General features: G+C 52.9%; 10 protein-coding genes. 3 read left to right on the top strand and 7 right to left on the bottom strand.

Annotated features, from left to right (window positions below; genetic code table 11):
• Positions 1-232 precede the first annotated feature (232 nt).
• Both KTT_RS24585 and KTT_RS24580 read right to left on the bottom strand, forming a co-directional pair.
• Positions 233-1,837, bottom strand: coding sequence for an FAD-dependent monooxygenase (locus tag KTT_RS24585; RefSeq protein ID WP_126599239.1), 1,605 nt, complete (start codon positions 1,835-1,837; stop codon positions 233-235).
• Positions 1,838-1,873: 36 nt separating this feature from the next.
• Positions 1,874-2,353 (bottom strand): MarR family winged helix-turn-helix transcriptional regulator, encoded by a 480-nt coding sequence (locus tag KTT_RS24580; protein ID WP_126599237.1) that lies wholly within the window; start codon positions 2,351-2,353, stop codon positions 1,874-1,876.
• 505 nt (positions 2,354-2,858) lie between these two features.
• Between KTT_RS24580 and KTT_RS24575 the strand changes: the two genes are divergently transcribed.
• Complete coding sequence (locus KTT_RS24575; RefSeq protein WP_126599235.1) at positions 2,859-4,460, top strand: alpha-amylase family glycosyl hydrolase; 1,602 nt, start codon at positions 2,859-2,861, stop codon at positions 4,458-4,460.
• Positions 4,461-4,917: 457 nt separating this feature from the next.
• On the opposite strand, the gene KTT_RS24570 is transcribed toward KTT_RS24575, so the two are convergent.
• Both KTT_RS24570 and KTT_RS24565 read right to left on the bottom strand, forming a co-directional pair.
• Positions 4,918-5,391, bottom strand: a complete 474-nt coding sequence (locus KTT_RS24570) for a pectinesterase family protein (RefSeq protein ID WP_160146107.1) — start codon at positions 5,389-5,391, stop codon at positions 4,918-4,920.
• Between the two features lie 413 nt (positions 5,392-5,804).
• On the bottom strand, positions 5,805-8,279 hold the full coding sequence (locus KTT_RS24565) for an HAD-IC family P-type ATPase (protein ID WP_218030978.1): 2,475 nt from the start codon (positions 8,277-8,279) through the stop codon (positions 5,805-5,807).
• A 262-nt stretch (positions 8,280-8,541) separates the two neighbouring features.
• Here KTT_RS24565 and KTT_RS24560 point away from each other — a divergent pair, with 262 nt between their 5' ends.
• Complete coding sequence (locus tag KTT_RS24560) at positions 8,542-10,329, top strand: sensor histidine kinase (RefSeq protein ID WP_160146106.1); 1,788 nt, start codon at positions 8,542-8,544, stop codon at positions 10,327-10,329.
• 416 nt (positions 10,330-10,745) lie between these two features.
• Positions 10,746-11,342, top strand: coding sequence for a hypothetical protein (locus KTT_RS24555; RefSeq protein WP_126599228.1), 597 nt, complete (start codon positions 10,746-10,748; stop codon positions 11,340-11,342).
• Positions 11,343-11,435: 93 nt separating this feature from the next.
• Here the strand turns inward: KTT_RS24555 and KTT_RS24550 are convergent, their stop codons facing one another.
• The 3 genes from KTT_RS24550 to KTT_RS24540 form a co-directional block, all read right to left on the bottom strand.
• Complete coding sequence (locus KTT_RS24550; protein WP_126599226.1) at positions 11,436-12,113, bottom strand: hypothetical protein; 678 nt, start codon at positions 12,111-12,113, stop codon at positions 11,436-11,438.
• A 194-nt stretch (positions 12,114-12,307) separates the two neighbouring features.
• A complete protein-coding gene (locus KTT_RS24545; RefSeq protein WP_126599224.1) occupies positions 12,308-12,871 on the bottom strand; it encodes a P-loop nucleotide/nucleoside kinase family protein in 564 nt (187 codons plus the stop codon).
• Positions 12,872-13,024: 153 nt separating this feature from the next.
• Positions 13,025-13,783, bottom strand: coding sequence for an N-acyl homoserine lactonase family protein (locus KTT_RS24540; protein WP_126599222.1), 759 nt, complete (start codon positions 13,781-13,783; stop codon positions 13,025-13,027).
• Positions 13,784-13,911 lie beyond the last annotated feature (128 nt).

Raw genomic sequence — 13,911 nt, 5'->3', positions numbered from 1 at the left:
CTCACGTAGTGTTCACAAATTCATCTCATCTATCGATCAAAGAATGACACAAGGAGGCTGGCACCGTCAATTCCCTGTTGCTTTGGGGTGCTGTTCCCTTCGCTTTGTGAGCGCTCCTTCTCCTGCCTCCATCACCCTCCGTCCTTCCCCCACGCGCGTTCCCTCCCGTTCCTCACCCTCCCTCTTTCTCCCCAGACCACCACGAAAACACGTGATCATTTATTTTTCGCATTTACACGCACGGCCCCCGGCTGAGAATGTGCTGAAAGAGCTCCGTAAGCAATTGTTCTGGCTTCGGCGCGAGGTCGCTGGAGCGCCAGCATACAAAGCCATCCGGCCGTACGAGAAGGGCTCCCTGAGCTGTGATGCCACAACTGGCGTGCCAGGACTCGTCTCCGCCAGGGAACGTGAAGTCTATGCCCACCTGGTATACAGCAAGCTTCAGCCTCATACGCTCTGCAACTGTATGAGCGGCGCCTCGCCATGCACCTCCCAATGCCCCTGGAAGAAGAACAAAGTGTCGCCCAAAAAGATCGAGCGTAGAGATACGCTGATCGCGGTAGGTGAGCCAGACGTGCGATGCCCGTGTTCCCGGTCGCCCGGCTGCTGCCAACCCAGCGATACAGCGTGCACTTTCATCATGCCTTTGCTCCATAATGGCCGATGAAGCATAGCTATAGCCTAGAATGGAGGTGAGTAGATCCCCCGGCGTGCCCGGCGTATCAGGTGTCTCTGCTTCGAGTTCGCGCGTCGCCTGCTTTACAACGGCGCATGCTAATGGGTAGCGCTCAGCGGCATAGGTATCTAATAGACCCGCACCCGCCTCCCCTTCAATAACCATGGCAAGCTTCCAGGCGAGATTATGAGCATCCTGTATCGCTGTATTCATGCCAAAGCCGCCTGCTGGAGGCATCGTATGAGCTGCGTCACCGACTAGGAAGATATTGCCGACCTGCATCTGTTCCGCAACCCGCGCTGCCGCCTCCCAGAGGAGGACACTCAGAACTTCAAGCTCCAACTCTGGTCGGCCAATGGCCGCGCGCACAAGCTCCTGGCAGCGGGCCGGACTACAATCCGTCGCCTGCGCTCCTCGCTCCGGTGCATATTCGACGTTCAAAAGCCAGCGATCCGTATTATTAACCGGCAAGAGTACGCCCTCAAGTGCCTCGTTCTCAACAAAACAGATTCCAAACGGACGATCGCATACGAGGTCGCGCAAATCAGCGCGGAAGTAAATGTTGATAAAGTTTCCCAGCCCGGCTCTTCCTTGCATAGCGAGGCCGAGCTGCTGCCGAACCTGGCTATGCGCACCATCGGCCGCGATGAGATAGCGCGTGTGAATAGTGCGCTGCTGACCAGTGGTCGTATCAAGAACGGTTGCCTCGATCCCATGCGCATGGTAGGTGAGCATCTGCAGCTCCGTGTGAAATTGGATGTGCGCTCCCTTTTCGCGTGCAGCAGCCAGCAGGATTGGTTCAAGTTCATCCTGGGCGCACTGGCACCAGGTACAGGGCGTAATTGCTTCGAGCTCCTTGCCGACCGGCAGAAGATCTGCATCGGGCACGCGTCTGATCTCGCGTCCAGCCAGCGTCTCGACGAACAGCATCAAATGGTTGTCGGCAAGAGAAGCACCAGCCTGTTGAATCTGCTTTTCTAGCCCCAGGCTGCGAAAAATCTCCATCGTGCGCAAATTCAGTCCGCGCGCACGTGGATGAATTGAGGTGCTTGTATGACGCTCCACCAGGAGCGAAGGGACGCCAGATTGGGCCAGGAGCAACGCAGTAACAAGTCCCGCGGGACCACCGCCAACGATGAGCACTGGAAAATCGTGTTCCATACGCCTCTTCTTTCTTATGAGCCGTAACGCTTACGCTTAGAGCAGTAAATCTTCATCTCGACCGAGCGATAAAAACTCTTGCAAGCCCCGTAGAAGGGCTTCCTGACCGCTCGAGCTCATCCTACGAAATTGGCATAAAAGACTTTTCATGAAACGTTGATGGATAGCTTGCTGCGTGGCCTGACCTTCCGCAGTTAACGACACGATGACCTGGCGACGATCCTGGGTGGAGCGGCGGCGCAGCACATATTGGCGTTTCTCAAGGTGATCAAGAGAACGAACAACCGTGGCTGGGTCAAGATCCATCTGGCGCGCCAGCCAACCAATTGTGCAATAATCCTCACCCTGCGCCTTCTCAATCAACCCGAGTATGGTAAATTGCGTCGCGCTCATCTCCTGCTCGTGAGATAGCCGGAAGTTGCGCCTGGTCCCCTGTTGCCGCACCTCGTTCCAGACCGAGAAAAAGACCTGCTCCTGTGTATCGAGTGTCGAGAATACATCTCCTTCTTGACTCATATGTTTTATTCTTTCCAATCACTGTCCCTACGCAAAATTTGTTCTTAAACAATAATTGCATAGAAACAATAATATACTGCGTGCAAACACCTGTCAAGTATCAAACATCAAACGTTTATATAGGGGTAACGCTGTAGGTGATTTCACCATTTTTGTAGAGGAGCGAAACCTTCGGATATACTCTTCTCGAAGGAGCATGCCCCTCCCTCGCCCCCAACACGTCGACGCCGATCTCCACCGCATCATCGCCCACGTGCTCACGTCTTCCCCAGCATGCAGGTCTCCAGTGGCATGACACCGCCAAAGAGAAGAGGCGCTGGATGGAAGCGCCTTCCTCATCTATTCCTGTTCAATTATGGCTTTTCAGCGAGTAGTCTCCAGCAGACACATACTCAGAAGGCCGCGGACCCAGGAGTGGAGGAAGCTGCCGCCCTTCTTGGGCATGCGGAGTGTCACAGATGGTATACTGCTGAAATGATATACAAGAGGAGGAGCAAAATAACAGATGATGCATTCGCACTCATGGTGGCAAACGGGGGTGATTTATCAAATCTACCCGCGTAGTTTTCTCGATAGCAATGGCGATGGAATAGGGGATCTCTCTGGTATTACGAGCAAGCTGGATTACTTGCGCTGGCTCGGCGTTGACGCACTCTGGCTCTCGCCCATCTACCCATCGCCGATGGCGGATTTTGGCTATGATATTACAAATTACACCAATGTGCATCCCCTTTTCGGGACGCTGAAGGACCTGGACACATTACTGCATGAAGCCCACCAGCGCAACCTCAAGATCATCCTGGACTTTGTTCCCAACCATACCTCCGATGAACATCCCTGGTTTCAGCAGTCACGCGAGAGTCGAACCAATGACAAACGCGACTGGTACATCTGGCGAGATCCTGCTGATGATGGTGGTCCACCGAATAACTGGCAGAGCAGGTTTGGCGGTTCAGCCTGGAAATTCGATACGCCCAGCGGGCAATACTACTTGCATCTGTACGATGTGAAGCAGCCTGATCTGAACTGGCGCAATCCTCAGGTCCGTCAGGCAATGTATAATAACATGCGCTTCTGGCTGGAGCGCGGAGTCGATGGCTTTCGCGTCGACGCGCTTGAGGTGCTACTCAAGGATGAGCAATTCCGAGATAATCCGCTCAATCCAGCGTGGAAGCCCGGTGATCCCCCCCGTAGACGTCTCATAGAGCACTACATCGTAGACCAACCAGGCATGCATGACATTATGCAGGAAATGAGGGCGCTGACCGAGAAATATGATCAGCGCGTGCTCATCGGTGAACTGGCTCTGCCAGTAGAACGTCTGATGTCATACTATGGTGAACAGCTTGATGAGATCCACCTGCCCTTCAATTTCCAATTCGTGCATCTGCCAACGTGGGAGGCACACGCCATCCGCCAGACAGTCGAGGGCTACGAGGCCGCTCTCCCTGAGGGAGCCTGGCCCAATTGGGTGCTGGGCAACCATGATATGTCTCGCATTGCGACGCGTGTGGGTCGTGAACAGGCGCGACTGACACAAATGCTTTTGCTCACGCTGCGCGGGACCCCGACCTGCTACTATGGGGAGGAACTCGGGATGCAGAATATTACACTCGCACACGAAGAGATGCAGGACCCACTGGCCAGGGAGCATCCTGAGTATAGCCGCGATCCGGTACGCAGCCCGATGCAATGGGATGATAGCGCAAATGCGGGCTTCTCTCCTGCCGGGATAAAGCCCTGGTTACCGGTTGCTAATGATTACCAGACCTATAATGTGTCGGCTGAGCAACAGGACCCTCGCTCCATCCTGATGTTGACGCGAGCCTTACTCGCTGTTCGACGTTCTTATGATGCCCTGACCCTTGGTTCGTATCGGTCCGTTGAGCAGGAGAGCGCCAACTGTTTTGTCTACCAGCGCCAGTATGTTCATCAGTGCTGCCTGGTGGCTCTTAACTTCTCAGCACAAGACCAGGTCGTGACTTTGTCCAGACAGCGTCAGGGTCGGATTCTCCTCTCGACACACATGGATCGTGAAGGATTGATCCCGTTATCAGAGATACATCTCCGAGGAAATGAGGGGATACTGCTTGAGGTTGAGGCTTGACCTTTGCTCGGGTCATAGGTTCTCTAGCCACACAGATTGCAATACGATCATAATACCCCATTTCATCTGCGCCCAATGGGCGCAGATGATTTTTTCCTCCCTCTGCGCTCAGAGAAACCTCGATGTTTCTGTGTCCCCTGTACTGGCTCACGGGTGGAGAGGTCTGTGCCCTGCTCCCACCTACGGTTGGCAAGCCGACGCGCTTCCTGGAGGATCGTCGGATGGCAAGGATAAGCCTCATCCTCCGTGAGAAGGAGGTATGCTTTGTTGAGTGACCAACACGCGTCACTCTTTTTTTCTGCCTCCTTCAACTGGCCTGCGCTCCCTCACTCCTAAAGCGTTCTTCTCCTCATCGTCTCACGCTCCTCTCTGTAAAATGCCATCACTCTGAGCGATTTTCGAGTAGCCCTGGGCTTTCTTCTATGTGGAAGATCACGTTTGCTTTCCTAGCATCAGTTCAGAGCCAGCCTTCTGGCGTCCAGTTATCCTGACCCAATAGATAGGTGAACGGCGTCTGTTGCGCAGCCTGAGCAGGCGTCAACTGGGGACGATTGGCATTAACTCCGGCACCGGGACCCCGGTTGTCATATTCCGCATAGCGTACCGTATGCCAATCGACGGGGGGGCTCGTCCAGTTTTGCCAGGGAGATGATGAAATCGCGGCAGGCAACCAGGTATCACGCACCGTTACCTGTGCCCTGGCATCTGACGTCGCAGGCCACGGTCGCCCCAGATGGGCATTCAATGTAGCGGTCGCGCTCCCGGAGGTGCCCAGTGTCCCGCCGCCTGGTGCCGGGCTCCTAGACCAGTTATCAAATGTAATCACAGTATCTTCCGGTCGAGCAGTTCCCCCCAGTAGCGTGATATACGGCTTAGTTGCAGGAATATTGATGACTTCACGATATGTACCGGCTTTGATGGCGATGATCACGTTCTGCGCATTGTTCAGTGGAACTGAATCATGGCCGCCTGTACGGTAGTAACATCCCCTTTCCCTTTCGCATCCACAGTAATCAGGCGGCCTGCTCCAGCAAAGCTTTGAACAAGATTGGGCACTGCAACAGTCGGATCGATGATAAGATGGTACATTGGCGTCCAACTTGTATCATTCGTGAGATCAGGGTCATTTCGCGAATTACCTGATCTCTATATAGCTACACCTCTGAATAAATGTGACCGATCACAATTTGGTATAACCGCATATTTCTCCAAAAGTCAATAATTGATGCCCATGTATATAGCGCTTTTGAGCTTTCCCTTTACGACCATCCACGATGAGGAAACACTCAATCCCACCTTTAGTCTCCTTTGACAGCCCTTCTGCCCAGGCTCACCACCTCTTTCTTATCCTCTTCCACCTCCTTGAAATAATCGCTCAAAAAGATGAAAATGCCAGATTGCCCACAACCAGATACCCCAGCATACACACGCCCCTCCAATACCCATATATGCCACAAAACTCAGCATCTGTAAGTTAAACAAAGTGCGTAACCACGGCACTGCTATCACTCCCATAAAACTTATAGCCAGTACTAGCACTAACACCACGGGCCCCCAGTTCTTCTTCCTCCTCGCATGCCCCGCTCCCCATCGATTCGGCGGCTCCACTACAACTACCAATATCAGTCCACACAACACCAAAAACAGGATCATTGCTGTCTGCGCCAGTGGTATTGGCCCTTCACGGTACGGATTCGCGGGCACCGGCAATCTGAGTAGCGCGGAGATAAAGACACCAAGGTAGACACATAGAGCCACCACTCCCATCGTCACAGAGGCAGGGACTACAAAACCCAGCAATGACCACCTCCCTCTCTCATCCTGCGACACCCGCTCGGCACGCGCCCAATACGCTAGCGCCAGCGTTGGCACCCCGACCGTGAAAAAGGTCAGAATCGAGATTTGCCGTGGTTGAAAGGCAATCCCTCCTACATAGGAAATCGAAATGAGCAACATTGTCACCGCGGCCACACGCGTCAAGAATAGCTTCAAAATATCTTGCATCCCATTCCGAATACGTTGCCCTTCCTGGACCGCATATGGTAAGGAGGCAAAGGTATCACGCAATAAGATCACGTCAGCAACACCACGGCTCGCCTGACTTCCACTCTGCATGGCAATGCCAATGTCCGCCTGCTTGAGCGCTAACACGTCATTCACCCCGTCACCAATCATGGCAACATAATGTGTGTTACTATGTAGTGCCTGCACCAGGCGCTCTTTCTGAGCAGGGGCGATGCGACCGAAAATCGTCGCTTCCTCTACACATCGCTTCAGTTGTTCCTCATTCAGCATATCTATGTCTGCCCCGGTCAAGGGAGGCTTCGTGACGTCCACGCCTAATTGCTGAACAATCCGCGCCACCGTCTGAGGATGATCACCCGAGATGATTTTGATCTGTACACCTAACCGGGCAAATCGCTCTAGCGTCTCGCGCGCTTCAGGACGCAGGTGATCACCCAGGCTGATAGCACCCAACGGCACCAGGTTGGCTGGCAAGCACTCACCCACTCCAGTCAATACCGACTCACCTACAACCATATCTGCATGCGCAAACAGCAGTACGCGTCGGCCCTGCATCGTCTCCTGCTCCACAAATATTCCTAGATCAGCCCCAGGAACCAACCACGGCTGAAGCGTATCCGGAGCCCCCAGTACATATACCCCGGCCATTCCACTCCCCTCCACTACCAGTGCTCCCCACCTGCGCCTGGCCGAAAACGGAATCTCTCTCCTTACCTCTACCCCTTCTCTCCCTTGCTCAATACAGGCCGCTTCAATCGCCGCACTGGTCGCGTTATGGTTCGATAGGTGCCTGCAGTACCTTCCCAATAGTCGCCTCAACTTCACTTCATCCATATCCCCGTATGGCTGCAGCGCCACAAGCTCCAGCATATTCGTTGTTAGCGTTCCCGTCTTATCAGTGCAAAGCACATCTACATGACTCAGCGACTCCATGGCGTTGAAGCGCTGTATGAGCGCCCCTTTCCCGGCCATGCGCACCGCCCCTAAGGCATAGGCAACACTGATGGAGAGAAATAAACCGTTGGGAACAATACTGATGATGACCATCGCCATCCTGACAACCTCCACCATCGGCATCCCACTTATTAATGCCGCCGCTACCTGCAGAAACTCCAAAAAAATAGCGACACACAATAGCAGGCGAATGATGATCACGATTTCTCTCTGCAGCGGCGTTAAGACTACGCGATACGCCCGCGCCCCGGCCGTCAACCTGCCTGCTACACTCTGCACCCCAACCTGTTCCGCCCGGTAGTATGCACGACCTGCAATGCAGAAGGTCCCCGCATATAATTGGTCCCCTTCCCGCTTGGTCATGAGGTCTGATTCGCCCGTGAGCAGCGATTCGTCAACTTCAATACATCCATCTCCCACCAGAGGCCCGTCAACAACTATTTGATCACCAGGGCCTAGCACCAGGATGTCTCCGACAACCAGTTCCTCCGGTTCAATAAGCTGCTCTCTCCCATCACGCAGTACCAACGCATTGGGACGCGTGAGTAAGGCAATACGGTCAAGCGTTCGCTTTGCCCTCACTTCCTGGACCAGGCTGATGATCATATTAAATGAGACCACGCCAACTGAGACGATGGCATCAAGGTATTGCCTCAGCAAAACAAGGGCTAACGCGATAGAAAACAGGATGATATTGACGGTGTTGAGTACGTTCTCTCTCAAGATCCGTAGGTATGAACGACCCGTGGCAGGCGGAGGCACACACCCTAATCCTCGCGCACGCCGCTCCTCCACTTCAGATGTGCTTAATCCTTGAATAAGGGGACGTTGCTCTTGCATGTTCATCATTGATCTATTTCACACGGCCTCACAGACTATTCAATGCCTTTCTTTATTTTACCAGGAAAGCTAAATTCATAAACCACCATAACAAATTTAATTGACTAATTGTAAAACGCTCTATAGCTTAACTGCATCTTCCTTCTACCTATAGTTCGGCTTGCTGTGTATAGCTGCCATACTCTATACTATGACAGTTCACCATATGTCAAGCTCCATAGATATCTGCAATACAAAGGTAAGCGGAAAAGCGAAAAATACGATGCCAGACCACAATATATCGGCAACGCAAAGAAAAAAGTATCAGGAGAAGGACTTTCATGCAATTTTTAACTCTATCACTGATGGTGCCTTCATCTATGATGAGCTTGGCCATATCATATTTATGAATACGGCTGCCGTCCGTATTTTAGGCCTTGCCACCGACACCGATTACCTGGGTCACTTATATCGAGAATATATGCACCTTGTAAAAGATGATAGTGGACAGGTCCCTCTTTCTGATAATGCTGATGATATACTGCTGCACGCCTTGCATTGCCAGGAATCAGTTTCAGCGAAACCCCATCACGTTTTTATCCAACAACCTCAGGGGAAGGTCGTGTGTGTGGATCTGTATTGTGCCCCGGCCTTTAATTCACCACATCAGTTGCGCCGTGGCATTTGCTTGATGCACCTGGAACAAAAACAACATAAAAACGAGAAAAGAACACAGCAGATTATTCAGGTCCTGTTCGCCTTGATGGGCCTCTTTCCTATTGGCGAGGTAGAGGATTCAGACGTTCATCTGGCGGCCGAGTTGATCGCGTCCCCCGATATGAAGGCCATTACCCAGTCTATCGTTGATCTGTTGCGATCTCACCTTGCCTGCGACTATACCTGGCTCCTTACCTTCGATATGGCACAAGATCAGGTGCGCTTTGTGGCTATGAGTGGCTTTACGCGGGAACAGGAAGCAGTACGCTATCAAGTTGCCGCGACATGCCCACTTTCAGAGTTCATTAGTACCGCACACCTGGCCCGCCTGTTAACAAACGAGATACTGGTGGTGCAGCGGGATGAACTTCCTATCCATCACGATTTACGCATTAATATGGGACCACAGACGATGCTGTGCATCCCGCTTTTTGTGTTCGATCAGATTCTCGGTTGCCTGGTACTGGCGAAAAATGGTCGCTACGTTCGCTACCCATCTGCGGATATTGAACTCGTTCGAGCTATGGCACTCCTGATCTCCCTCATTCTCAGGCAGTTTCATTTACAGACTCAGCTTTCTCGCACCCAGGCCCGTGAACAGGTGTTGAGTGAGACAAATCAGCGCATCAATGAGTTCCTGGATCTGGCCAGCCATGAGCTTTTTACGCCGTTGACGATCCTGATGGGTAACCTGCAACTGGCACAGCGGCGCTTTCAACGTGAGCCAATGCCAGAATCCGTTGAGCAGTGGCACCTCTATCAGGCAAATATGATGCAAGTATTGGACAATATATTGCAGGGAGCTCGCATTCAAGAGCGCATGATTTATGATATGCTCGACGATTCGCGCATTCAAACTCAGACGCTTACGCTGCAGCTGCGCCCCTGTAACCTTCAGGAGTTAGTCAGCACAACTGTAGCGGAGCAACAGGCTGCCTCCCCTGAACGAACTTTCCATCTCCATCTGGACGTTGCCGATCAACCACCCATAATTATGGCTGAACCTTCGCGCATTAAACGTGTCGTGAATACATTTCTCAGGCAGGCGGATGCCTATTCACCTTTGGATCGTCCGGTCTCTATCCGCCTTTGTGCCCGGGATGCCGTAGCTCGTGTAGAGGTTCAGGATCAAGGCTGGGGCATTCCATACGAGGAACAGCATTTGATCTGGCAGCGCTTCTATCGCTCAACCGGGCTCTCCGTTCAACATGAGCTGGATCTGAGCCTGGGACTTGGGCTGTATCTGTGCCGCGCATTCATTGAGCTACACCATGGCTCGACCGGCCTCGAAAGCCATCCCGGTCAGGGAGCAACCTTCTGGTTTACCATCCCCGTTATTCAGGCACAAGAATAGGTGTACGTTAATTTACATAACCTTCACTGATACAGGAACGCGTCATGTGATTTTATCCACAGCATGAGCGAGTTCTCCACAAGTCATCCACAGCATTCGTCGGCAACGTGTGGATAACCCGCTAGGCAAACGATGAGCTCCTCAGCTATACTTTTCTTATCAAAGAAGTGACTGACACTCACATCCATCATCTACGGTCTGCAAAGTGCTTTCGCATGCAGTGCCCAGTAGTCCATTGTGTGTGGGTTGTGGGTGTGTGGGATGCGCAAATGCGCATCCCACACACCCACACACAACAAATAAGTGCGGCCGCGCAGCGGACGCCCGTGCGGGGGCGCTCACGCTGACCAATAACACAAAAGTAAAACCCATTCACGGAATGGGTCCAATGCATCCATTCGCGAAGGAGCAGGCATATGTCTTCATCCATGGGACTTCCTCGGAGCGCCTTGCGCCATCGTCCAATCTATTCCTATGCTGAGGCGGATATCCCGGCCTGGGTTCGTGCTTCTCGGCAGCTTGGCAGACGCCAGCGGGCATGGTTCCATTCACTGCCCGGATCTTCTATCCTCTTGCGTCTGGCCGCTCGCTTCCCATCAGCCTCGCTAGCAACGCTGGTTGGCCTGGGTATGGCGATCGCACTGCTCGCCATCCTGCTGGCACAGTGGCTGGGAGGATGGGTCTCGCTCATCAGCGATGACCTGCACTATGGCCGACCACGCACCTTTCAAACCGATGCGTTTGTTGGCCACGAGCAGACGGGGCAGCCGAGCCATTTTGTCGCGCTCAATATTAAAGGCCAGATCGAGGTTATCGAGCTTCCTGGCAATAATCCGGCTCATGCACGCATCTTTATCGGGCCTCGCCTCGCAGGCTCTCACGTGGAACTCGTCCCCATTACGCTGCAGTTCACCTCCTCCACCCATACCCGCTACCCCGATATGCTGCTCCATATCGGCCCCGATACCATCCGCTTCCGCAATACCCACACCGGCTTTCAGCTTCAGCCATAAAATAACAAGATCCGGGGGAGACCATCTCCCCCAGATCTTTGCTCCAGCACTGATTTCAAGCCAAACAGCATTAATCAATAAATTTAAATACAGTCAATGATAAATGAGGCCGGGAACCTCGCCATAGGCGCGAGCCGCCCGCATGCGTGGCAAAAATATGCGTTGATACCGGTCTACGGCATCCTCCAGGTCTTCGTTGAAGTTGGAAGGATACAGGCGGAAGTGGGCCTCTTCTTCGTCGTAGGTGACATAAAAAGCTGTTAGATAGCTAAGCTCGTCGCTTTCACGATAGAAGGTGTCTTCGATATCCTGGTCCTGGTTTTCGTCGACATCCAGGGAACGCTCGGCGTCCTCAATAAAAACATAGATAGCCCGCAATTTCTCTGTATCCAGCGGCTCAAGCTCCAGGATGCGTACCTCATCTTCTCCCACTTTTGCCTGGACAATGTGGCCTGCATCGGCCAGTTCGGTGATGAGCTTGCAGAAACGCTCAATGTCACAGTCAGGTGGCGCTACCGAGAGCTCAAAAAGAACATCCTCTATATCGTCTATGAGCCGCCCGTCCACCATGACGCGTTGCTCGGCTGCCAGCTCTATTTTTTTCCAGATGCGCAATGAAATATCTGACGGATCGGCCCCAGGTACGGCGTCGTCTTTGTCCTCGTCAACATAACCTTCAAACTCCATCGTTGTGTTTAAGCTGACTATGGTTCCGGCATCCAATAACTTCTGGAGAATGCCAACAAAAATATCAAGTGTCGTTGTCATCATTTTATGTACCGCCTGGCTTCCTCAGCGATAACCCGCCGTACAAGTAGCTGGCTAAGCTCACCATTTTCATGAGCCTTTCCATCCTAAGAGCAGGGAGGCAGATTACTGCTGAAATGGGAAAGGAAGCTGCATCCATCATTGATAAAATTTCCATTATTTTATCACAAGACACAGCCATTTCGAAAGAAACCTTTTTACTGAATGGCGGTCTGTATCCTCTGGAGCAGGTCGGCATAGTTCAAACTGTCGGGCGTGGTGGTATCGACTTCGACAATCTGGCCGTTCAGAGGCATCGGCGTAAGACGGCCCTGCAGGAGGCGCTGCTTGTTTTCTTCTAACCATGCCACGTCTGGATGCCCGCTGTGCCGACCCTCCGCACCGATCCGTGCCATGAAGCGCTCAACCAGGACGGCACCATCAGCCTGGCATAGGATCTGCAGCGGTTCAAAATCGTGCTTGCTTTGCAGCTCTCGGAACTCGGCTCCCCTGAGATCCGGCCGTCCAAAAAAGCCTTCGACAATGACCGATTGGCCTCCCGCCAGCACCGATCCCAGAACGTAATACAGCAGCGTAAACGTGGATTTTGCCAGCAGCGGCGGCATCCCATGGCTGTTACAGTCCAGGGCATCGTACAAGGTCTCGTAGATACCATCCCTGGAGAAAATCGGCAGCGGCACATCCACGGCCAGTCGCCTGGACAGGGTCGTCTTGCCGCTACCCGGCAATCCATTTACGATAATCAATGTCGGCTTTCCCATTCTTACAGCTCACCTTCCTTGTGAAGGGACGTCATGACATCATCCTATTTTTTTCTCAACCACATTATATTACCGTATCTCCCCTCTCGATGCCAGCCCAAATCAATATAAGGGTATCATGCAATCTTTTCAAGATTGGTAAGACGCCCGCTATCAATCAAAAAACAGCGGCAACTGTTTGAGCGTCTCCCACTGGACAAGATCATGCCCAAAGATGACCTGCGAAATATGCCTTCTCTCGACCAGTTCCAACAGCTTGCGTGTGCTGGCGATGGCCCCCGCTCCGTCAGCGTCGGTGGGACCAACGGGCCGCGTGGCCGTGAAGTGGTCCCGCAAGGCAACAGCATCAATGGCCAGCAGCACAAGACCGCTGTGAGGCAGATCTACCAGCACCGCCTGGTGACCAGGGACATGCCCACTGGTTTCGATCAGTTCAATGCCGGGCAGCAGTTCCACGTCTCCCTCGACTAGCTGGTAGCGCTCCGCGGGCTGGTCCCATTGGGAGCGCGTGGCCGCGAAGCGTGGATGTCCGGCGCTGGCGAGCTCGTGATGCTGGCGCTGGACAATGAGCCGGGCATTGGTAAAGACACCCAGGTTGCCCGCGTGATCGTCGTCATAGTGCGTGCAGATGAGCAGGTCGATGTCGTCAGGTCGCATGCCAATCATAGCCAGCTGTTCAAGCACACTCTTCCCATATACAATGGTCATGCCACGCCCCAGGCTATCCTCTAGCACGACCTCACTCTCTCCCGCTCGCGCCATATCCAGCGAAAGACCGCTATCAATCAAAATATTTTTGCCATCTTGCGTCTGGATCAGGTAGCACGGCACCGGCAATGTAAAGGGACCTACCTTCATCACCGCCACCTGCATCAAGTAGAGTCGCTGTGGACGCATCGAAATACTGGCCATACGTTTATCCTTTCATTATTAGCCAATCAGCCCCAAAAGTATAGCAGGCCCGCATAACTAGCAAAAGCAGAAATCTATGCTGAGAGCATACCTATGTCAGGAAATATGTTCTTAGCATAGATTCGTTT

This window comes from Dictyobacter aurantiacus, assembly GCF_003967515.1.
GTDB lineage: Bacteria > Chloroflexota > Ktedonobacteria > Ktedonobacterales > Ktedonobacteraceae > Dictyobacter > Dictyobacter aurantiacus.
Note: the sequence above shows the minus strand (reverse complement) of the source record. Positions and strands in the feature narration are given on the sequence as shown.